Raw genomic sequence first — 21,386 nt, 5'->3', positions numbered from 1 at the left:
ACAGAGACTTGGGAGCGAGCCGCAATTGATCAAATTCCCGATCGACTTCTGGTGGGGGAGAAGAATGCGCAGCCTGCGGGTGGAGATCGCGCTCGGATTCGGCGTCGTCATTGTGCTGATGCTCGCATTGGGCGCGTCCTTCTATCTGAGCGAACAGCGTTCCGCGGCGGCCATCGACAAGCTGCTCAACAGCGACAACCGGATGGCGGACCTGAGCCTGCGCAGTTCGCTGGCAATGTACAAGGCACGCGACGCCGAGAACGAACTCCTGCTGTCCGCGGACCGGCTCGGCGTGGCAGCGGCGAGCGAGCGCTCCCTGCCGGCCATGCAAAACCATTTGCTGGACATGCGGGAGTACCTCGCCAGCCTTCGGATCCTCTCGAGCGATCCGAAATTCAGGGACCAGGTCGACCGGATCGAGGCCCAGACGCGGCAGTACGAGGATGGATTCCTCGCGTTCATCGAACAGCACGGCAAGGAAGGCCTTTTGAGCTCGGCCCTGGCGCTTCGCCAAGGCTACCTCGACACGGCCGTTGCCATCGAGTCTTCGGTGGAAGCACTGCACACCGCAGCGACCAAGCGCGCACTCCAGACGCGCAGCGATGTCGAACGCGCGGCCAGGTTTTCGCGCTGGGCCGCCATCGCGATGATCGTCCTGGCCACCGTTCTGGGCGTGGTGGTCGCGGGGATCGTCTCGCAACGCATCACGGGCTCCATCGCGCAGCTCATCGCCTTTTCCCGGCGCGTCGCCGCGGGCGACTTCAGTGCAAGGGCACCGCAGGGCCGCGCGGATGAATTCGGCATCCTCGCGAGCGCCATGAACCAGATGGCCGAGTCGATCGAGAATTCCAATGCGCTGCTGGAAAGCAGCGCCGACAGCCTGAAGCACCAGGCCACCCACGACGCGCTGACGGGCCTTCCGAACCGCGCGCTGCTGGAGGACCGCCTCAGGCAGGCCATCTCGTATGCCGATCGATACGGCAGGCTGATGACCGTGGTGTTCATCAATCTCGATGGCTTCAAGCGGGTCAACGACAGCCTGGGCCGCAAGGCCGGCGACGAATTGCTGAAGGTCATGGCCGAACGCATGACCCAGTGCCTGCGCGGCGTGGACACGGTGGTGCGAACCGGCGGCGACGAATTCGTGATCGTTCTTTACGACCAGCCCGGAGACGGGACGGAGGTCGTGCCGGCCCTGCACAGGCTGCTCGAGGCCATTGCGCAGCCCGTCGACATCGATGGCCAGGGAGTCCAGGTCACGGCCAGCCTGGGCGTGGCCACCTATCCTGCGGACGGGGCTGACGCCGACGCCTTGCTCATGAACGCCGATGCCGCGATGTACCGTGCCAAGGCCTCCGGGCGCAACAACTTCCAGGTCTATGCGGCCGGGATGAACGGCGCCATCCGCGACGAGCTGGCCCTGCGCGAAGGGCTGCGCCATGCCACTGCGCGGGGCGAGTTCCACCTCGTGTACCAGCCCCAGGTGGAGATGGGATCGGGCCAGGTGACGGGTGTCGAGGCATTGATCCGCTGGCAGCATCCGGAGCGCGGCCTGGTCTCTCCGGTGCAGTTCATTCCCCTGGCGGAAGAGACCGGCCTCATCGTTCCCATCGGCGAATGGGTGCTGCGCACCGCCTGCTTTCAGAACAAGGCCTGGCAGGACGCGGGCCTGCCGGCCTTCAGCGTTTCGGTCAATGTGTCGGCGCGGCAGTTCAGGGAACGGACCTTGATCGAACAGGTCGCCAAGGCGCTCGAGGAAAGCGGGCTCGAAGCCCGGTTTCTCGAACTGGAACTGACCGAAAGCATGGTCATGGAAGACCTCGAGAAAGCCCTGCTGTCGATGAAGGCCCTGCAGGCGATGGGCGTGCAGTTCTCCATCGACGATTTCGGAACCGGCTATTCGAGCCTGAGCGCGCTCAAGCGCTTTCCCATCGCCAGGCTCAAGATCGATCGCGCTTTCGTGCGCGACATTCCCGGCGATGAAGAGGACAAGGCCATCGCCAAGGCCATCATCTCGCTGGGTCACGAGCTCAATCTCAAGGTCATCGCCGAGGGCGTCGAGACCGAGCAGCAGCTGGAATTCCTGCGCGCCCACGGTTGCGACGAAATGCAGGGCTATCTCTTCAGCCGGCCCGTGCTGCCTGCCGAGCTTGCAGCCCTGGTCAAGGCGCGTTCGGGCATTGCGGCAGCGGGCAGCCCGTCCGATGCGCACCCGAGGCGGATGGCGGCGCGCTGAGCCCTACACAGCCGGATGCCGACGGTGCCAGTCGGTCGCCTGCTGGAAGGCCCAGCCGGCGCGCACCAGCAGCTCTTCCTCGAAGTGGCGCGAGACGAACTGGAACGCGACCGGCGTGCCCGCATCGGTGAAACCGCCGGGCAGCGTGATCGTCGGGCTGCCGCTCATGTCCAGCGGACAGGTGTAGCGCAGCATCGCGGACATCAGCTCGGCGTCTTCGCCGAAGCTCCGCATGCGCTCGAGCGTGGGCGAGGCGACGCCCTGCGAGGGCATCAGCAGCAGGTCGATGCCCTCGAACATGGCGCGCACCTTGCCGCTGAAGGCATGGCGGTGGAGCACGATCTTCTGGTAGTCGATGCCGCTCTGCGCACGGCCCAGGTCGAGCAGGCCCGAGAGCGCCGGGCCGTACATCTGCTTGCGTGCAGGATAGGTCGACTCGTGCACCACGGCCGCCTCGATGCCGCAGAGCGGGAACCAGTCGGCGATGACCTGCGTGGGGTCGGGGAAGGTCAGGTGGCGCACCTCGGCGCCGAGTTCTCGCACGGCCGCGAGCGCGCCTTCCATCACCTTCGCGGTGGCCGCATCGACGCCCTCCCCGTTCCAGCGCGCGTCGATGCCCACGCGCAGGCCGCGCAAACCGCGCGCCATGCCCGCGAGGTAGTTGGGCACGGCCGCGAGGCTCGCGGTCGGGTCTTTCGGATCGCCCCCCGCAATGGCGCCGAGCATCGCACCCGCATCGGCCGCGCTGCGCGTCATCGGGCCGATGTGGTCGAGCGTGGCGGCCAGCTCGAAGGCGCCATGGCGGCTCACGCGGCCCCAGGTGGGCTTCAGGCCGGTGAGGCCGTTGGCGGAGGACGGAAAGCGGATCGAGCCGCCCGTGTCGGTGCCGAGCGAGCCATAGCAGAGCCCCGCGGCGGTCGCCACGCCCGAGCCGCTCGACGAGGCACCCGACCAGTGCGCCGCGTTCCATGGATTGGCCGGCGGCGTGACGGTGGGGTGGTGGTCGGCGTAAGCGCTCTCGGTGAGCTGCAGCTTGCCGAGGATCACGGCACCGGCTTCGCGCAGCTTGCGCACGGCCGTGCCGTCCTCGGTGGGCACGAAGTCGCGGTAGAGCGTCATGCCGGCGGCGGTGGCCACGCCTTTTGTCCAGCACAGGTCCTTCACCGCCACCGGCACGCCGTGCAACGGCCCGCGTATCTGGCCCTTCGCGATCTCGGCCTCGGCACGGTGCGCGTCGGCCAGCGCCTGTTCAGCCATCACGATCACATAGCTCTTGAGCGCGCCATCGACCTTTCCGATGCGCGCAAGCTGCGCTTGCGTGACCTCGACCGGCGAGAGCTCCTTGCGCTGGATGCGCTGGCCGACGTCGACCAGCTCGAGGTAATGCAGTTCGTTGCTCATCCATGGACTCCTGTGTATTGGCTCATGATTTCGAAATCGCCGAGGTGCTCGCGCGGGATCTCGCCGCCGATCTGGCCGCGCTTGATGACCAGCACGCGCTGCGACACGGCCGCGATGAATTCGAGGTTCTGCTCCACCAGCACGATCGTGAGCTTCATGCGGTCGCGCAGCGCAGCCAGCGTCTCGGCGATCTCCTCGATGATCGAAGGCTGGATGCCTTCGGTCGGCTCGTCGAGCAGGAGCAGCGTGGGCTTGCCGGCGAGCGCGCGAGCGAGCGCCAGCAGCTGCTGCTCGCCGCCCGAGAGCGAACCGCCGGGCCGCTCGAGCAGCGGCTTCAGGCGCGGAAAATCTTCCAGCAGCGCCTCGATGGTGTCCATCGTGCGCTCGCCGGTCTTCACCAGGCCCATGCGCAGGTTGTCCATCGCGCTGAGCGCCGGAAAGATCTCGCGCCCCTGCGGCACATAGGCCATGCCCAGGCGCGCGCGCGCATGCGGCGCCTCGCGCGTGACGTCGGCGCCGTCGAAGCGCACCGCGCCGGCGGTGGCGCGCAGCGCGCCGATCAGCGTACGCAGCAGCGTGGTCTTGCCCATGCCGTTGTGGCCCAGGATGCCCACCGACTCGCCCCGGGCGATGGCGAGCGAAACATCGTGCAGCACCGGGATGGCACCGTAGCCGGCATGGAGACCCGTGACTTCGAGCATGCGCGCCTTTCGGGTTCAGTGCGGCTTCTTGCCGAGGTAGATCTGCTGGATCAGCGGGTCGCTCATGATGCGGTCCGGCGTGTCCTCCTTGATCACGGCGCCCTGGTGCAGCACCGTTACCTTCTTGGCGATCATGCGGATGAAGTTCATGTCGTGTTCCACCACCACCAGCGCATGCTGGCGGTTGATCTCCAGGATGAGCTCGGCCGTGCGCGCCACCTCGGCGTCGCTCATGCCGGCGGCCGGCTCGTCGAGCAGGATCAGCGGCGGATCGGCAGCGATCACCACGCCGATCTCCACCCACTGCCGCATGCCGTGCGCCAGCAGGCCCGCCGTGACGTCGCGCCAGGCGTGCATGCCCACGCGCTCGAGCGTCTCGCGCGTGATGCGGTCGGCCTGCGCGGTGCTGTTCAGGCGCCGCGCCGAGAGCCACACGTTCTCCCACACGCTCAGGCCGTTGAACAGGCTGGGCACCTGGGTCTTGATGCCGATGCCCAGGCGGCCCGGGTCGTGCGGCTGCATCTTCGAGATGTCCTGGCCGCGGAACAGGATCTGGCCCGAGGTCGGCTTGACCTGGCCGGTCAGCAGCTTGAAGAAGGTGCTCTTGCCGGCGCCATTGGGGCCGATCACGCAGCGCAGCTCGGCCTCGGCCAGCGTGAAGTTGACGTCGCGCGTGGCATGCACGCCACCGAAGCGCACGTTGAGGTTGCGCGTCTCGATCAGCGGTGTGCTCATGGCGCCGTCTCCGTCGCGGCCAGCGCGCGCGGCGGTTCCATCGGGGCCGCCGCGGGTATGGCCACTTTCGGAGCGTGGGCCGCCGCCTTGCGCCAGCGCCGCCACGCCATGTCGATCAGGTCGCCGAGGGTCGGCACGATGCCGCGCGGCACCAGCAGCACGAAGACCACCAGGATGCCGCCGAGCACCAGGTTCGAGTTGAAGGCCTGCTGCGTGCCGATCTGCGAGGTGAGCCACTGGATCGCGACGCAGCCGACGATCGGCCCGACCAGCGTGCCCAGGCCGCCGACGATGACCCAGATGATGATCTGCGCCGACTGCGCCAGGCCGAAGATGGTCGGGCTCGTGAACGCGCCCCAGTTCGCGAACAGGCAGCCCGCCAGCCCCGCGATCGCGCCGCCCAGCGTGAAGCTGAAGAGCTTGTAGCCGCGCGCGTCGTAGCCCAGCAGCACCACGCGCTGCTCGTTCTCCTTGGCCGCCACGATCACGCGGCCGATCTTGGAGGCAATCAGCACGCGCAGCCCCAGGTAGACCAGCAGCAGGCAGGTGAAGGTGACGTAGAACAGGTCCTTCGGCGTCAGCACCTCGTCCTGCTGCCCGGGCCAGTTGAGCGTCGGTATCGCCGGGATGCCGTTGAAGCCGCCCAGCGGCGCGCTGCCGATGCGCCACTCGGGCCCGGCGGTGGAGTTGATCAGGTTGAACAGGATCAGCGTGACCGTGAGCGTGATCACGCCCATGTACACGTCCGACAGCCGGCCGTAGAAGATCACGTAGCCCAGCAGCGCGGCGAACAGCGCGGGCACCACGATCGCGAGCAGGAAGGGCACGGTGCTGTCGCCCATGTTCATCACCGCGATCGCGTAGGTGTAGGAGCCTAGGCCGAAGAAGGCGGCCTGGCCGAAGCACAGGATGCCGCCGAAGCCCCAGATGAAGGCCAGGCTCACGCCGAGGATCGACATCACGGCGTAGATCGTGACCTCGATCAGCGTGTAGTCGTCCATCACGCCGGGCAGGCCGAAGAGCAGCGCGATGCCCACGGCCAGGCTGAGCGCCGCGCTGGCCCAGGACTTGGCAAAACGGTTCACAGAGACCCCTTGAAGAAACGTCCGGTGATGCCTTGCGGCAGCAGCCGCAGCATCACGATGGCCGCGACGAGCAGCGCCACCTCGCCGAGCACCGGCGTGGTCACGAAGGTCGCGAGCTGGTTGATGGCACCGAACAATCCGGAGGCGCCGAGCAGGCCCGCGAGGATGGCCGGCCCGCCGCCGATCACGGTGATGAAGGCCTTGGCCACGAAGGCCGCGCCCATGGTCGGCACCACCCCGGTCAGCGGCGCGAGCAGCCCGCCGGCCAGGCCGGAGAGCGCGGCGCCGACCGCGAAGGTGACCGAGTACACGCGGCTCGGGCTGATGCCCAGCGCGTTCGCCATGTCGGGTTTCTGCATGGTCCCGCGCGCGATGAGGCCGAGCTGGGTGCGCGTGAGCACGAAGCGGATCGCGATCGCGAGCGCCACGGCCACCGCGATGATCACCAGCGTGTAGCCGCTGACCGAGTAGGCGCCGACCGAGAAGCTGCCGAGCGGCGCCGAGACGCCGGCCGTCGTGTTGCCCGCCACCGAGGTGACGATGCCCACCAGCAGCAGCGACAGCCCCCAGGTGGCCAGCATGGTGTCGACCATGCGGCCGTACAGGCGCCGGATGACCAGCCGCTCCAGCACCACGCCGACGATGCCCACCGCGATGGGCGCGACGACGAAGATCGCGATCCACAGGTTGAGGCCGACGTTGAGCGCCGCGATGACGGCATAGGCGCCGAGCATCATGAACTCGCCGTGCGCGAGGTTGATGACCTTCATCATCCCGAAGATGACGGCCAGCCCGGCCGAGACGATGACCAGGCTCGCCACCGCGTAGAGCACCTGGATGAGGACGACGAACGCGAGATCCATGCCGGCGCCCTGCCCTCAGGCCTTGATCACGTACTGCTGGTTGTCCTTCGGATTCTTCACGAGGTTGCAGACCGCGCTGGTGTCCACCGGCGGCTGCTGCTGGAAGGTCTCGACGATGTTGAGCTGCTTGTTGCGCACCTCCGCGATGCTCACGTTCAGCACGCAGTGGTGGGTGGCCGCATCGAGCGTGACCTTGCCGCTCGGGCCGTCGATGCCGATGCCGGTCTCCAGCGCCGCGATCATCTTCTCGCGGTCCAGCGAGCCGGCCTTCTTCACGCCCTCGGCCCAGAGCTTGAAGCCCTGGTAGGTGCCCATCGCAAGCTCGGTGATGTTGGGATAGTCGGCACCGAAGCGCTTGTAGAAGCGCTCCTTGAAGGCCTTGTTCTGCGGCGTGTCGAGGTTCTGGAAGTAGTTGTACGAAATGAGGAAGCCGTCGGTCTCCGCCTGCGACAGCACGATGTGCTCGTTGCCGCCCGCGAAGGTGGTGGACGCGAGCGGGATCTTCTTGGTCAGGCCCGCGGCCGCCCACTGGCGGTAGAACGAGATGTGCGCACCGCCGACCAGCGCCGAGACGATCATGTCGGGCTTGGCCGCCTCGATCTTCGAGATGGTCGGGCCGAAGTTGGTCACGTCGAGCGGGAAGAAGTCGATGGACGCCACCGAGCCGCCGTTGTCCTGCACGAACTTCTTCACCCACTGCGACGTGATCTGGCCATAGTTGTAGTCGGCCGCCACCACGTAGACCTTCTTGCCCCACTTCTTCATCGCATAGGGGATGAGCTTGGCAACGGTCTGCCCGGGCGTGACGCCGGTGCAGAAGGTGTTGCGATCGCACACGCCGCCCTCGTACTGCGTGTTGTAGAAGTACAGCGTCTTGTTGCGCGTGAGCACCGGCCGGATCACCTCGCGCGAGGCCGAGGTGATGCCGCCCATTACCACCGTCGACTTGTCCTTGAGCGCCGACTGCTGCGCGAACTGCGCATAGAGCTGCATGTTCGACTGCGGGTCGTAGGTGGCCAGCTTGAGCTTCCTGCCCAGCAGGCCGCCGGCCGCGTTCTGCTCCTCGACCGCGAGCGTCATGCAGTCGGCCATCGGCTTGCCGTAGATGTCCAGCCCGCCCGACATGTCGATGATGCTGCCGACCACGATCTCGTCGGCCGCCATGGCGGCCATCGGGAACAGCGGCACCGCGGTGCCCGCCAGGGCGGCGGCCGACGACTGGATGAAGGAACGACGATCCATGGAACTAACTCCTCGTTGTTCGGCGGGCGCAGCCGCCGCTGTGTTTATGAGAAAGGCAGGAACGGAAGGAAAGCGGGTGAAAGCCTCAGATGGCTTTCCAGTCGCCAGCCTGCTCGAAGGCATAGGCGGCGCGGTAGATGGTGGCTTCGTCGTGGTGGCGGCCGGTGAGCATCATCCCGACCGGCAGGCCGTCGATGAGCCCGCAGGGCACGCTCATCGACGGGTGGCCCGTGACGTCGAAGGGACAGGTGTTGGGCAGCACCTCGAAGGCGCGCGTGACCACTTCCTCGATGCTCGCGCCGGGCGCGGGCAGCGGCGTGGCCGTGATCGGCAGCGTGGGCATCAGCAGCAGGTCGAAGTCGGCCAGCGTGCTGTCGTAGGCCGCGGTCAGCTGGCGCGCGAGGTTCTGCGCCTTGGCGTAGTAGTGGCCGCGGTAGTGCTTGATGAAGTACTCGCCCAGCACCATCGTGAGCTTGAGCGTTTCCGAGAGTTCGTCGGCGCGCTGCTTCCAGCCGGCATGGAAGTCGACCATGCTCGTGACGTAGAGGCCCTTCCAGTTGAAGCCGTGGCCGTTGTCCTTCATCATCTGCTGGGTCGCGCCCTCGGCGGCGATCGGCAGCCAGATCGCCGGGCCGACCGCGTGCATCGGCACCGACACATCGCTGACGATGGCGCCCAACCTGGTGAACACCTCGGCCGCCTTGCGCACCTTGGCGCCGACGGCGGCATCCGACTGGGGCCAGCCGAAGCCCTCCTTGACGATGCCGATGCGCAGGCCGCGCACGCCGTCCTTCATGAGCTCGCTGTAGGGCTTGGCGGTCTGGCCTGCATGCTGGCGCGGATCGAGCCCGTCGGGGCCGGCCAGCACCTCGAGCATCAGCGCGTTGTCGGTCACGTTGGCCGTCATCGGGCCCGTGTGGTCGAGGGTGAGTTCGATCGGCATCACGCCCGTGTACGGCACCAGGCCGTGCGTGGCCTTCATGCCGTAGATGCCGCAGTAGGACGCCGGCATGCGGATGGAGCCGCCCTGGTCGCCGCCGATCGCAAGATCGACCTCGCCCGCGGCCACCAGCGCCGCGCTGCCCGACGAGGAACCGCCGGCCGAGTAGCCCATGCGGTGCGGGTTGTGCACCGGCCCCGAGGCGCTGGTGTGCGAGCCGCCCGAGAAGCAGAAGTACTCGCAGACCGATTTGCCCACCACCGTGGCGCCGGCGTCGAGCAGCCGCGTGACGACCGTGGCGTCCACGTTCGGCACATAGCCTTCGAGCGTGGAGGCGCCGTTCATCATCGGCACGCCGGCCAGGCAGACGTTGTCCTTCAGCACCACGGTCTTGCCGGCGAGCTTGCCCTCGGGCTTGCCCTTGATCGTGGTCTTGACGTACCAGGCGCCGTACTTGTTCTCCTCGCCCAGCGGGCGGTAGCCGGGCGTGCGCGCGTAGCTCACCACGGGCAGGTAGTCGGGCATCGCATCGACCGCGTCGTAGGCATCGAAGTTGGCCTGCAGCAGCGCGTTGTAGCTGCTCGCCTGCGCTTCGGACAGGTGGATGCCAAGGCTCAGCGCCACGTCTTGCAGCTGGTCCAGGGTGGGGCGCTTGATGGCCATGTGCGACTCCGTGTTTCGGGTGGAAGGGTTCGCCTGCAGCCCATCGGGCATGGGCGCGACACGGAGGGATTCTGGAATCTGATATTTTCCAAGTCAAGCATTTTATTTTCCTTGGAAAATAAAATGCTCGGCTGGACCGCTTACAGCTGCGTGATCACGCGAAACACGTTGCCCTCCGCACGGGCCAGGTAGATGGGGGTGCGGGTGATGCCGTCGGCGCCATAGGCTGCATCGCGCGCGCTGCGGTAGCGCAGCGGCGAAGCGCCCAGGCGCTCATGGCAGGCCGCCGGGCGCTGCTGGCGCTCGAGCAGCGCCGCCAGGAAGTGCATGCCCTCGTAGGTCGACTGGCCGAAGGTGTTGAGCGTGGGCGCGCGCTCGCCGAAGTGCGAGCGGTAGCGCTCCTTGAAGGCCAGGTTGGCTTCGGTGTCGAGCGTGGCGAAGTAGCCGCAGGCGACGTAGAGATCCTCCGCGTTGTCGGCGCCGATGCCCAGCAGCTCGTTCTCGCCGATGGCGCAGGACAGCCTGAACATCGCGCGCGACAGGCCGGCGGCGCCGAAGGCGCGGTTGAACTCGATCGCGTCCTGCCCGACCAGCGACAACACGACCGCGTCTGCCCTGCCCTGGCGCAGCGCATCGAGCGCCTCGGAAAAGTCGGTGGTGCCGAAGGGCACGTACATCTCGCCGACCAGCTCGCCACCGGCCTCGGCGATGTAGCCGCGCGCCATGCGGTGCGACACGTGCGGCCACACGTAGTCGTTGCCGATGGCGAACCAGCGCCGCGGGCGCTTGCGCGCGCCGAGCCAGCGGATCGCCGGCCCGAGTTGGCGCGCCGTCGTCTCGCCGATGGCGAAGACGCCCGGCGTCGACTCCCCGCCTTCGTAGAGCGGGGTGTAGACGAACGGGATCTGGCCGCCGACGGCCCGCAGGATGCGCTGGCGCACGGCGCTGGTGTGCATGCCGATGATGGCGTCGATGTCGCCCGCCTGGACCAGCTCGATCAGCGTGGCCTCGATGTCGGGCGCATCGTCCGCCGCGTTGACGGTCAGGAGCCGGCAGCCGCGCCCGCCGATGCCCGCCTCGCGGTTGAGCTCTGCGACGGCCAGCTTGGCCGACGACATCGCGGACGGCCCCCAGATGCCGGCCGTGCCGCCCAGCGGCACGCACAGCGCGATCTGGAGTTCCTGCCGCGCGAGCGCCGGCCGCTCGGCCCTCGTGAACGGCGCGCCGCCCGGCATGAAGACGGGCGGGCGACGCATGACCGATCCAGGGGAAGAAAACATCGGGAGCTCCCGGGCAACGCACCAAGACGGCAACTGGGCAGAAGCTATCGCAAAAATCGCGCCAATACTTTCCTGGGAAAAGGATCGTTGCTAAACTGGCGGCTCCCAACCACGCGACAAAGACCGTTGCCTCGCCCCATGCCCGAGCAAGACATTTCGCAGTATCTGGCGTATCTGCTGGCCTCCGCCAACCGGCGCATGCGACTCGGCCTGGCCCAGTCGATCGCGGCGGAGGAGGTGACCGAGGAGCACTGGCGCATCCTCCAGGTGCTCGCCGACGAGCAGGGGCGCTCCATGGGCGAGCTGGCCGAACTGGTGCTGCTCAACCACCCGGCGCTCACCAAGAACATCGACAAGCTCGTGAGCCGCGGCCTGGTGCAGCGCGCCGCCGACGCGGCCGACAGCCGGCGGGTGCTGGTCTATATCACCGACCTCGGGCTGGAGACGGTGTCGCGGCTCAAGAAAAGCGTGGACGCGCACCACCATGTGATCGAGGAAGCGCTGGGCCCGCGCAAGACCAGCCAGCTCAAGAAGCTGCTGGAAACTTTCATCGCCGAGTGCGAAGCAGACTGAAGCCCTCGCGGCTGCGCACTTCGAGAGATAAGTATGCGCTCACATAATAGACAGCATCAGAGGCCGGCCACGCCGCGCTGAAGCGCGAAATCCAGCAGCACCCGGTCGGACGGCGCTTCCGGCCAGGTGTCCTCTGCGAGCCAGCGGAAGAAGGTGGTCGCGGCCACGCGGCTGGCCGGGCCGTCGCGCCGCCAGGCGCGCGCGATAGGGGCCGCCACCTGATCGAGCCGTTCGGCCTCGAAGCGCGTGCGCACGTCGGCCTGCATCGGCTGCGGCATCTCGGCGAACACGGCGCGCGCCTGCCCCATGCGGTCGTTCTCCCAGAGCTCGCGGATGCGCCGCAGCCGGTCGGCCTCCGACAGCACCGCCGCGGGCGGCGCCAGCGCAGGCGCCGGGCCGCTGCTGGGCGCCGGCTCCATCGCGGTCACGCCGGCATAGCCCTTCTTCAGCGCATCCTTGAAATAGGCCGCCGGCGACTTGAGCCCGGGCATCGTGGCGTTGCGCAGCCGCTGGTCGACATGGTCGAGCGTGGCGCGGATCTGCCCTTCGTCGGTGGTGGCGTAGAGATCCTGGGCCTCGTCCTGTTTCAGGCCCAGCGCGATCAGGCGACCCACCAGCTCCAGGTCGAAGACGTTGCGGTTCGACGCGCTGATGTCGCCCAGGCGCTGCTGGACCTTGGGAACGACCCGGAACTGGATCTCCTCGATCTTGCGGCCGCGCTTGTGCTCGATCAGCTCCAGCCCGAAGTCCTCGCACAGCGCGTCGATCTCGGCCAACGCCTTGCTGATGACGTCGCGCTTGAGGAAGCGGTAGTCGACCTCCTTGATGTCGCTGCGGCCCGTCAGCACCGCAGCCCACCAGACCACGTCCTCGCGCATCGACAGCCGCCCCGGCGAGGTCAGATAGCGCGCGCCGATCTCGTACAGCACCGCCGCGGAATAGCTGCGCATCTGGCTGCTCATCTCGAGCAGCACGCGCGTGTACTGGTGCGGCTTGACCAGCCGCTCCTTGATCTCGTCCGGATAGCGCCAGGTCACCATGCAGGGCCGCCCCCTGCCCTGCTCCTCGATCGTGACCGTGCCCAGGAGCTGCGAGGACACCCACCGCTTCAGCGAACTGCTGCTGGTCGACCATTCGATGGTCGTGGCCTGCATGTCGCGCAGGTGCGATTTGAGCAGCTCGGTGTTGTTGGAGTTGAAGCGGGCGTCGCCGATCAGTTCGCTCAGCGTCAGCCGATAGACCGGCTCGTCCACGCCCTGGCGCTGCGAGTGGTAGAGCAGCGCGTTGTAGATGCGCCGCGACAGCAGGGTGAGCCGGCCGCGCTTGGGACGGATGGCAATGGCCTCGTTGGCCTTGGCAACGCTCTGCTCCTCCGCCGTGGGCGATTGCCGCGGTGGAGATCGGGAATGTGAATTGTCTTCTTCGACCATGGTCCGCAGCGGCAATCAGATGGTTTCACATCATGCCCTTGCATTGTGAATTCGTCAATTCACACTACACGGGCAATGGTGCCTTGGTATGTTTGCAGATAAACACTTGGGGGATTGAAGATTTGGGATTCGGTTTTTCTCCATCGTGACAGCCACTTACGCTCTTTGACGTGAGATCGGTTGGGATTGAATGTGAGAACGGCTGGGATTTGGAGTGAGCCTTGTTGGGAGACTGGAGGCACTTTTGTGAGTCCGGATGGGTTCCAATGTGAGTGGATATGGGTTCCAGCCCCCGGTGGCATCCCTGTTTGGGGGGCAAGACGGGCACAGGGCGCGCAAAAGACCCTCGAAGGGTGCCCTGCCCCCAGCTTTCGAGTGTTGCGGCGCCTGAGCTGCGAGGCCCCGGGGTCTGGGTCCCCAATCCCTCTCACAATACTTCGCGAGACTGCAGCTGACTTCTCCGCGAAACTTGTTCATTCGACAGATTCTCATAGAATTGCCGTATTCTGTCGAATAAGGTCAAACAAAATGTCCGTTCCCGTTCCCTCGATCGCTGGAAACCTGGTTTCCAGCGACGTCCAGGTGCCTCCCCGCCAAACCATCAACATGCAGAAGATCGCGGCGCTGGCGACTCGGGCCGGGTCGATGGTGGAGCAGATCCGGGGCATGCTGCTGGCGCCGGAAGCCCGCAAGATTCCACCCACCTACTCCACCGCGCAGCTTGCCGCGCTCTGCGGCGTCGACAAGGCGCACGTGGCCTATCGCATCACCAAGGAAGATCTTCCGGCCGGGCGGCTGACCCCTTCGGGCGGCAAGCGGACCTTCGAGCTGGACGAACTGCGCCGGTGGACCCGGACCTACCGCGCGGAAAAGATGCGGCCGGCCGGCCGAAAGGCCATCACGATCGCCGTGGGCAATTTCAAGGGCGGCGTGGCCAAGACGACCACGGCCATGGTGCTGGCCCAAGGGCTCAGCCTGCGCGGGCACCGCGTGCTCGCGATCGATACCGACCCGCAGGGCTCGCTCACCACGCTGCACGGCCTGCTGCCGGAAGCCGAGGTCACCGAGGACATGACGATCGGGCCGCTGTGCGACGGATCCGAGAGCGACATCCGCTACGCCATCCGGTCGACCTACTGGGACGGGATCGACCTGGTCGCCGCCGCCCCGTTCCTGTTCTCCGCCGAGTTCGCCCTCCCCGCGCGCCAGATGCAGCAGCCCGGCGCCAAGTTCTGGGACGTGCTCAACGAAGGCCTGGAGACGGTGCGGGACCTGTACGACGTGATCGTGATCGACACGCCCCCTTCCCTTTCGTATGTCACGATCAACGCGCTGTGGGCCGCGAACGGCATCGTCGTGCCGGTGCCGCCCTCGGGCCTCGACTTCGCATCGTCGGCCCAGTTCTGGTCGCTGCTCGCCGACCTGGGCGGCAACCTGGACGGCCAGAGCAAGGACCGCGAAGGCAAGGCCTTCGACTTCCTGCACGTGTTGCTGAGCCGCGTGGACGCGGCCGACCCGGCCATGCCGGCGGTGCGGCAGTGGATCCAGGCCACCTACGGCGAATACACCCTGCCGGTGGAAATCCCCAAGACCAGCGTGACCAGCAACAAGGCGGCCGAGTTCGCGACCGTCTACGACGTCCAGAAATACGAAGGCGCCGCCAAGACATACAAGCGCGCGGTGGACGCCTACGATTCGTTCGTGGAGCTCGTCGAGCAATCGGTGATCGGCGCATGGACGGCGCAGGGAAAGGCCAAGCAATGAGAAAGCTGGCGATGCTTCCAGGAGCCGCCCCGAGTGGAAACCTGGTTTCCACCGGGCGGATCGTTCTGTCTGTACGCGGCGCACCGAAAGCCATGGAAACCTGGTTTCCACGGCCGCAAGTTCCGCGAGCCGGCTGCGGCGCAGCGATGCCGCAAAACCTGCCGGATGCCGCGGACTGCGCCTGCAGAAGGCCTCGCTTCCCGACATCGAAGGCGGCGCATGCCGCGCCAAGGAGTGTCCATCATGGCTAGCACCCGCAAGCGGCTGGAGGCATTGACCGCCGGCCTGATGCTTCCCGAAGCCGCAAGGGATCCGGTCGATGCGCCGGCCCCGGCGGCCGCTCCCGCGGTGCCCCCGTCGGCATCGAACGCCGTGGAAACCAGGTTTCCACCGGCCGTCGGCGGCTCGCTCGCGCCGCGCACCGGCCCTGGCCAGATGATGGCTTTCCGGGGCCAGATCCAGCAGGTCGAAGGAGAGATGGCGGCGCTGCGCGAAAAGCTCAGCCAGTACGAAGGGTCGCTGCCCACGCGGAAGATGGACCCGAAAACCATCCATCCCAGCCGCTGGGCGAACCGCCACGACGCCTCGTTCACGAGCAGTGCCTTCGCAGGCCTGAAGGCGGACATCGAGCACGCCGGCGGCAACGTCCAGCCGATCCTGGTGCGGCCGCTCAAGGACGAACCCGGCCAGTTCGAGATCGTCTTCGGCCACCGCCGGCATCGGGCCGCGCTGGAGCTCGGCATCCCGGTGCTGGCGTCCATCTGGGTCGACGAGCTGGGCGATGCGGCGCTCTTCGCCGCGATGGACCGGGAGAATCGCGAACGCGCGGATCTGTCCAATTACGAGCAGGGCCTGATGTACCAGCGCGCGCTGGAAGAGCAGCTGTTCCCAACGCAGCGCCAGTTGGCCGAGGCGCTCGGCGTGAGCCATACTTGGGTGCGCAAGGCGCTGATGGTGGCGCAGCTGCCGACGGCGGTGGTGGAGTGCTTCCGCAGTCCGCTGGAGATCAGCTTCCGGCATGCCGAGCAGATCAACGCCGCCATGGAAAAAGACCGCCGCGGCGTCCTGAAGCGCGTGGAAAGGCTGCGGGGCCACAGCCTCGCGCCGGCGATGGTGGTGGCCCGGCTGCTCGATGCCAAGCCCGGCTTCGAGCGCTCGGAGAAGCTCGACATCCTGTCCGCAGGGGAGAAGATCGGCACGCTGGTGCGCGCCAAGAGCGGAGAGATCACGATCACCATCGTTCCGGAAGCCGCCACCGGAGCCAGCCAGGAAGCACTCGAAGCCGGCATCGCCGAAACCTTGCGCAAGGCACGCACGCTGTAAATTTGCCTGCCGGGGGAGGGCGGCATGGCAATTGTGAGAACCGTTGGGATTTACTTCGACCGCGTCCTCAGACGTTCCGCGGCCGCTGTGGCATCCAGACCAGGAGCCCGCAGGCCGCCGAGCAGGGAGGAGGGCGTGCCCGCCTGGGTTGCCTCATGGCGCCCGGCTCATCTATGCGGGCCGGGCGGCGTTTGCGGCCAAACCACGACTCGCGCCTGATACGCCGGGGCATGCGAGGCGTGGCCCTTGCACTGCGCTTCTCCTTGTCTTCGCGGCCTCCAGTCGTCTCTGCCGCTCTCGTCCTTGCCGGGAGCAAGGTGATCCGGGCCAAGGCGGCGGGCGCTCCTGGCCGACGGCAGGGGAGGCCTGACAGGCGGATCGGGCCGGTGGGCAGGCGCTGCGCAGACAGCTCATCTCAGCGATCTGCGGGCAGTTTCAAGGGCGCCAGGGATCTGGCGGCACTTGGAAGATCTCGACCAACCCGGATAAAATCCAATAAAATCAACAACTTAGGCCGGAGTACTCGTGGAGATGCTTGATTGCAACACAAAATGTGTATTGATGATTACTTCAGTTATCATCAGCCAAATCATGACAACGACCACCGTACCCAACGGCCGGCAGGCACGAGCCAACGCCATGTTCCATCCCGCCGCAACGGCGAGATGGAACGCCGCATGAGTGCGACAGACATGCCTGCCGTCCCCACACCCTCCCAGCTGTCCCACGTCGATGACGACGAACTCGCGCGCCTGGCGTCGAGCTGGCGAGCCCTTGCGGGCCGCGGCGACCGCGAGGCGTTCGGCATCGCGCATGCGCTCGAGGTCGAGCAGCGCCGGCGCACGCGGGTGAGCCAGCTGCAGCAGCTGCCGGAGGATCCCGGGCCCCCCGCCGCGCCCATGGTGGAAGTTCTGGCAGCCGGCCGGCGAGCGGAACCCGACATCGGCCTCATGAAGGCCGTGAATCCGCGCAAGCTGCACCGCGGACACTTCGCGTTCATGCGGGCACTGGCCCAGGGGCTCGACGAACGGGCCAGCTGGGATCGCTACCTGCGGCTGGAGGGCGAGCACACCGATCTGCGCACCGTGCGCCGCACCATCGCCTGGATCCGCGACGAATTCGCGGCGGCCGCGCGGCGCGAGCACAGGCCGGGCACCGCCCGCCTGATCCTGCTCGACGCGGACCGCTTCTCCGCAGCGCCGGCGCTGCCCAGCCTTGCCGAGTTCGCCGAGGCGAACGGCCTGGAAGATTTCTCCGAATCCGAACAGGTCGAGGCTTATGAGGCCGCCTACCCGGCCGCGGGCAGGGCAGGGCAGGGCGCCCGGCCCTCGCGGCGCGCCCGGGTGGTCGAGCGCCAGCTCGAAGCGCTGCGCTGGCTCGAGAACCTCGTGGCCCAGGACCCGCGCCCGCTCGACAGCGTGTCGGCATGGCTCAATCCCTCGATGGCAAGCCGCCTGGAACGCGCCGGCCTGCGCACGCTCCACGCGCTGGTCGAGCGCATCAACGGCATCGGCGCGCGCTGGTGGGCGCATGTGCCGGGCGTGGGCGAGCTGAAGGCGGCGCGCATCCTCGATTGGCTGCGCGCCAACGAGCAGGTGCTCGGGCTGCGCATCGGCGCCCACGCGATGACGCCCAGGGCGCAGCTCGGCCCGCTGGCGCTTGCCGCGGTGGTGCCGGGCGGCACCGCGCTCGTGCCCTACGAGAAATTCGTGCTTCCCGCCGAACTCGACGGCAGCGCAGGCAGCAACCGCGCGCCGCGCGGGCAGTGCCTGCTCATGGCGGCCAACGACCACGAGGCCGTGGGTGCGTGGCTCAGCGCCAAGCGCGCGGGCGATGCCACGGGCGACCTGTCGGCCACCCAGCGCGCCTATCGCAAGGAGGCCGAGCGCCTGCTGCTCTGGGCCGTGCTGGAGCGCGGGAAGGCACTGTCGTCGCTCACCGTCGAGGATGCGATCGACTACCGCGACTTCCTGCTCGATCCGCCCACCCACTGGTGCGGCGCGCGCCATCACCAGCGCTGGTCGCCGCTGTGGCGGCCGATGGAAGGGCCGCTGGCGCCTTCGGCGCTGCGCCAGGCCATCGCGATCCTGCGCAGCCTGCACGCCTTTCTGGTGAACCGGAACTACCTGGTGGGCAATCCCTTTGCCACGCTCGCGCCGCCCGCGAGCCTGCAGCAGCCGCTGGACTCCAGCCGCGCGCTGAGCTTCGCGCAGTGGGACCACGTCGACGCGCTGCTCCAGGCGCATGCCGACACGGAGGCCAGGCGCCGGCTGCGGCGCGGCATGCGCTGGCTCTATGCGACCGGCCTGCGGCTGGCCGAGATCACCAGTGCCAGGTGCGAGGACCTGGAACAGATCGAGTATCGCAGCGCCGACGGCGCGCTGGCCACCGGCTGGCAACTGGCGGTGGCCGGCAAGGGCGGGCGCTGCCGCCGGGTGCCGGTGCCGCCGGCGCTGGTGGCCGAGCTGGAGGACGAGCTCGCCCGGCATGGCTTCGAGCGGCAGGTCGGCGCCGCGAGCAACCGCGGCATCCACCTGCTGGCGCGATTCGACGCCGAACTCCGGCGCCCGGCCGCATGGTCGGCCTCGGGCCTGTACCAGGCGATCAAGGCCTTTGTCGCACAGGCCGCCGCCGGCCTGCGCGGCCCCGACGCGCAGCAGCTCAAGAAAGCGAGCACTCACTGGCTGCGGCACTCGCATGGATCCCATGCGCTTCGGGGCAGGGAAGGGCAGGTGCCGGTGCCAATCCAGGTCGTGCAGAACAACCTCGGACACGCCTCGGTGGGAACCACGGCCATGTACCTGGCGGCCGCGCACGCGCAGAGCCATACCGAATTGCGCTAGCTGCTAGCGCGCCTTGGCGCTCGCTCGCCGGTGGGAATCTGCGCAAGATGCGAGCCATGCAAACGATGGACAAGAACTGGCTGTGCTTCCACCCGAACCCGTTGAAGCCGCGCTTCACGCCGCCGCCCGGCGCAGTGGACGCGCACTGCCACGTCTTCGGCCCGGGTGCCGTGTTCCCCTACGCGCCCGAGCGCAAGTACACGCCCTGCGACGCTTCGAAGGAGCAGCTCTTCGCCTTGCGCGACCTGCTGGGCTTCGAGCGCAACGTGATCGTGCAGGCGACCTGCCACGGCAGCGACAACCGCGCGCTGCTCGATGCCATCGCGCATTCAACCGGGCGCGCGCGCGGCGTGGCCTTGGTCGCACCCGACGTGAGCGAGGCCGAACTGCGCCGCCTGCACGAGGCTGGCGTGCGCGGCGTGCGCTTCAACTTCCTCAAACGCCTGGCCGACTTCACGCCGCGCGAGGTGCTGATGCGCATCGCCGAGCGCATCGCGCCGCTGGGCTGGCACGTGGTCGTGTATTTCGAGGCGCAGGACCTGCCCGAGCTCTGGGATTTCTTCACCCGCCTACCGACGATCGTGGTGGTCGATCACATGGGCCGGCCCGATGTGACCCAGCCGGTCGACGGGCCGCAGTTCGAGCGCTTCGTGCGGCTCATGCGCGAGCATCCGAATGTGTGGACGAAGGTGAGCTGCCCCGAGCGCGTGTCGGTCTCCGGGCCGCCGGCCTACGATGATGTCGTGCCGTTCGCGCAGCGCCTGGTCGAGACCTTCCCGGACCGCGTGCTGTGGGGCACCGACTGGCCGCATCCCAACCTCAAGACGCACATGCCCGACGACGGCACGCTGGTCGACATGATTCCGCGCATCGCGCGCACGAAGCAGCTGCAGCAGCAGCTGCTCGTGGACAACCCGATGGGGCTGTACTGGGCCTGAGACGGGGCAGGCGCTTGCCGCACGGCAAGCCTAGACTCCAGCCCCATGGACCTCAAGCAGCTGGAGTACTTCGTTCGCGTGGCCGAACTGGGGAGCTTCACGCGGGCGTCGATCATGATCGACGTGGCCCAGCCCGCGCTCAGCCGGTCGCCACTCGGGCGGCGCTTCGCTATCCGGGCCGGGCACCTTTAGATATGTCGCGGCGGCATACCTGGCGCGCGCACCTTCCTCGCTAAGATGCGCGCGGGACCGCGCCGCCATTGCCATTGCCACCGAGGAAACCTCTTTGACCATCAACCTGCAAACGCTCAAGTGCGGTGAATGCGGCAGCGGCGTGCTCCAGCGCGCCGGGCTCAACCAATACGCCTGCGCGCATTGCGGTTCGGTGTCGATCGTCGAAGACAACGTCTCTGACCGGCTGGAGCGGGTGCTCGAGCAGGTCAAGGACGAAGCCGGACGAAGGCTGGCGGTCGAGCAGTCGGCGCGCAGCAGGAGCGTGGTCCGGTCGATGGGCCTCGCGGTCGCGGCGGTCGTGGTGCTGGTCACCGGCGTTTTCGGCGTCATGGCCTATGTCGTGGACCGCAACCAGCCGGGTGGCGCCTCGATGGCGTCGCGCACGATTCCGGGCGAGGGCCTCAGGCTCGATGCGCGCCAGGTGCTGGCGGGCAGCGGCAGTTCGGCGCAGCCTTGGCTGCTGGTGACGGCGCGCAACGAGAGCGGCACCGCGCTCGAGCGGCCGAACCTCAAGGCGATCTTCTACGACCGCGACAACCGCATCGGCGAGAGCAGCGAATCGGTGCCGATCGGCACGCTGATGCCCGGCGAGACAGCGCCGGTGCTGATCAAGCTGCCGGGCGACCAGACCGTCACGCGGCACGAGCTGCAGGCCCAAGCGCTGTCGGCGCCGTTCTGGACGACCGAGGGGCCGCCGCTGCAGTTCACGCGTGTGCGCCTGGTGCAGCAGGCGGACGAGGTGTGGCTGTTCGGCCGCCTTGCCAACGCGCGCAAGGACGCCCTGGCGCTGACCATCGTCGAAGTGCTGGTCACGCTGTACGACGATGCCGGGGCGGTCATCGGTGTCGGGCGGGGCTTTTCGCAGGCCACCGAACTCAGGCCCGGCGAACGCAGCGCGGCGGAAGTGCGCATCGAGCGCCTTGGCAACCGCAAGGTGCCGATCGCGGCATGGGACTACCGCATCGACTACAGCCTGACCGAAGGCGCGCAGCAGGTCAAGAAGCGGGTGCTGACCCGCAGCAGCCGCGTGATCCGCACCGCCGGCGCGCCGGAAATCATCCGTGCGTCGCAGCGCCTGAGCAGCGCAGACCTGCTGGCCGACAGCGGCACCGAGCCGAGCGATAAGGCGCGGTGA

General features: G+C 67.7%; 16 protein-coding genes and 1 pseudogene. 8 read left to right on the top strand and 9 right to left on the bottom strand.

Annotated elements, in window-relative coordinates:
- The first annotated feature begins 25 nt into the window (after nt 1–25).
- On the top strand, nt 26–2,236 hold the full coding sequence (locus QFZ47_RS01620) for a putative bifunctional diguanylate cyclase/phosphodiesterase (RefSeq protein WP_307653955.1): 2,211 nt from the start codon (nt 26–28) through the stop codon (nt 2,234–2,236).
- A 3-nt stretch (nt 2,237–2,239) separates the two neighbouring features.
- Here the strand turns inward: QFZ47_RS01620 and QFZ47_RS01615 are convergent, their stop codons facing one another.
- The 8 genes from QFZ47_RS01615 to QFZ47_RS01580 form a co-directional block, all read right to left on the bottom strand.
- Complete coding sequence (locus QFZ47_RS01615; protein ID WP_307653954.1) at nt 2,240–3,637, bottom strand: amidase; 1,398 nt, start codon at nt 3,635–3,637, stop codon at nt 2,240–2,242.
- Entirely contained in the window at nt 3,634–4,338 is a 705-nt protein-coding gene (locus tag QFZ47_RS01610) for an ABC transporter ATP-binding protein (protein ID WP_307653953.1), read from the bottom strand. The genes QFZ47_RS01615 and QFZ47_RS01610 overlap by 4 nt, the downstream gene beginning before the upstream one ends.
- 15 nt (nt 4,339–4,353) lie before the next feature.
- Nucleotides 4,354–5,073 (bottom strand): ATP-binding cassette domain-containing protein, encoded by a 720-nt coding sequence (locus QFZ47_RS01605; RefSeq protein ID WP_047784910.1) that lies wholly within the window; start codon nt 5,071–5,073, stop codon nt 4,354–4,356.
- Nucleotides 5,070–6,158, bottom strand: a complete 1,089-nt coding sequence (locus tag QFZ47_RS01600; RefSeq protein WP_307653952.1) for a branched-chain amino acid ABC transporter permease — start codon at nt 6,156–6,158, stop codon at nt 5,070–5,072. The genes QFZ47_RS01605 and QFZ47_RS01600 overlap by 4 nt, the downstream gene beginning before the upstream one ends.
- Entirely contained in the window at nt 6,155–7,021 is an 867-nt protein-coding gene (locus QFZ47_RS01595) for an ABC transporter permease subunit (RefSeq protein WP_307653951.1), read from the bottom strand. Before QFZ47_RS01595 ends, QFZ47_RS01600 begins: the two co-directional genes overlap by 4 nt.
- Before the next feature lie 15 nt (nt 7,022–7,036).
- A complete protein-coding gene (locus QFZ47_RS01590; protein WP_307653950.1) occupies nt 7,037–8,263 on the bottom strand; it encodes an urea ABC transporter substrate-binding protein in 1,227 nt (408 codons plus the stop codon).
- 85 nt (nt 8,264–8,348) lie between these two features.
- Entirely contained in the window at nt 8,349–9,866 is a 1,518-nt protein-coding gene (locus QFZ47_RS01585; RefSeq protein ID WP_307653949.1) for an amidase, read from the bottom strand.
- Nucleotides 9,867–10,006: 140 nt separating this feature from the next.
- Entirely contained in the window at nt 10,007–11,122 is a 1,116-nt protein-coding gene (locus tag QFZ47_RS01580) for a substrate-binding domain-containing protein (RefSeq protein ID WP_307653948.1), read from the bottom strand.
- A 162-nt stretch (nt 11,123–11,284) separates the two neighbouring features.
- On the opposite strand from QFZ47_RS01580, the gene QFZ47_RS01575 reads away from it, so the two are divergent.
- The gene (locus QFZ47_RS01575) at nt 11,285–11,719 is read left to right on the top strand and encodes a MarR family winged helix-turn-helix transcriptional regulator (protein ID WP_307653947.1); all 435 of its coding nucleotides are present in this window, start codon (nt 11,285–11,287) and stop codon (nt 11,717–11,719) included.
- Between the two features lie 56 nt (nt 11,720–11,775).
- On the opposite strand, the gene QFZ47_RS01570 is transcribed toward QFZ47_RS01575, so the two are convergent.
- Nucleotides 11,776–13,149, bottom strand: coding sequence for a replication initiation protein (locus tag QFZ47_RS01570; protein ID WP_307653946.1), 1,374 nt, complete (start codon nt 13,147–13,149; stop codon nt 11,776–11,778).
- A 582-nt stretch (nt 13,150–13,731) separates the two neighbouring features.
- On the opposite strand from QFZ47_RS01570, the gene QFZ47_RS01565 reads away from it, so the two are divergent.
- From QFZ47_RS01565 to QFZ47_RS01540, 6 genes and pseudogenes are all read left to right on the top strand, one after another.
- Nucleotides 13,732–14,913, top strand: coding sequence for an AAA family ATPase (locus QFZ47_RS01565; protein WP_307653945.1), 1,182 nt, complete (start codon nt 13,732–13,734; stop codon nt 14,911–14,913).
- A gap of 243 nt (nt 14,914–15,156) precedes the next feature.
- Nucleotides 15,157–16,236 (top strand): ParB/RepB/Spo0J family partition protein, encoded by a 1,080-nt coding sequence (locus QFZ47_RS01560; protein WP_307653944.1) that lies wholly within the window; start codon nt 15,157–15,159, stop codon nt 16,234–16,236.
- A gap of 677 nt (nt 16,237–16,913) precedes the next feature.
- Nucleotides 16,914–19,079, top strand: coding sequence for a site-specific integrase (locus QFZ47_RS01555; protein WP_307653943.1), 2,166 nt, complete (start codon nt 16,914–16,916; stop codon nt 19,077–19,079).
- A gap of 56 nt (nt 19,080–19,135) precedes the next feature.
- A complete protein-coding gene (locus QFZ47_RS01550; protein WP_307653942.1) occupies nt 19,136–20,017 on the top strand; it encodes an amidohydrolase family protein in 882 nt (293 codons plus the stop codon).
- Nucleotides 20,018–20,062: 45 nt separating this feature from the next.
- Nucleotides 20,063–20,164, top strand: a pseudogene (locus tag QFZ47_RS01545) (LysR family transcriptional regulator); the annotation flags it as partial.
- 139 nt (nt 20,165–20,303) lie between these two features.
- The gene (locus QFZ47_RS01540; RefSeq protein WP_307653941.1) at nt 20,304–21,386 is read left to right on the top strand and encodes a hypothetical protein; all 1,083 of its coding nucleotides are present in this window, start codon (nt 20,304–20,306) and stop codon (nt 21,384–21,386) included.

The sequence above is a fragment of the Variovorax paradoxus genome, assembly GCF_030815975.1.
Lineage (GTDB): Bacteria > Pseudomonadota > Gammaproteobacteria > Burkholderiales > Burkholderiaceae_C > Variovorax > Variovorax paradoxus_N.
This window is presented reverse-complemented; position numbering and strand designations above follow the sequence as displayed.

Bases quoted from the DNA above. Each gene is read 5' to 3' on its own strand.
- QFZ47_RS01615 (WP_307653954.1), bottom strand. From the start codon at position 3,637: ATGAGCAACGAACTGCATTACCTCGAGCTGGTCGACGTCGGCCAGCGC.
- QFZ47_RS01610 (WP_307653953.1), bottom strand. From the start codon at position 4,338: ATGCTCGAAGTCACGGGTCTCCATGCCGGCTACGGTGCCATCCCGGTG.
- QFZ47_RS01605 (WP_047784910.1), bottom strand. From the start codon at position 5,073: ATGAGCACACCGCTGATCGAGACGCGCAACCTCAACGTGCGCTTCGGT.
- QFZ47_RS01595 (WP_307653951.1), bottom strand. From the start codon at position 7,021: ATGGATCTCGCGTTCGTCGTCCTCATCCAGGTGCTCTACGCGGTGGCG.
- QFZ47_RS01590 (WP_307653950.1), bottom strand. From the start codon at position 8,263: ATGGATCGTCGTTCCTTCATCCAGTCGTCGGCCGCCGCCCTGGCGGGC.
- QFZ47_RS01585 (WP_307653949.1), bottom strand. From the start codon at position 9,866: ATGGCCATCAAGCGCCCCACCCTGGACCAGCTGCAAGACGTGGCGCTG.
- QFZ47_RS01580 (WP_307653948.1), bottom strand. From the start codon at position 11,122: ATGCGTCGCCCGCCCGTCTTCATGCCGGGCGGCGCGCCGTTCACGAGG.
- QFZ47_RS01575 (WP_307653947.1), top strand. From the start codon at position 11,285: ATGCCCGAGCAAGACATTTCGCAGTATCTGGCGTATCTGCTGGCCTCC.
- QFZ47_RS01570 (WP_307653946.1), bottom strand. From the start codon at position 13,149: ATGGTCGAAGAAGACAATTCACATTCCCGATCTCCACCGCGGCAATCG.
- QFZ47_RS01560 (WP_307653944.1), top strand. From the start codon at position 15,157: ATGGCTAGCACCCGCAAGCGGCTGGAGGCATTGACCGCCGGCCTGATG.
- QFZ47_RS01555 (WP_307653943.1), top strand. From the start codon at position 16,914: ATGAGTGCGACAGACATGCCTGCCGTCCCCACACCCTCCCAGCTGTCC.
- QFZ47_RS01550 (WP_307653942.1), top strand. From the start codon at position 19,136: ATGCAAACGATGGACAAGAACTGGCTGTGCTTCCACCCGAACCCGTTG.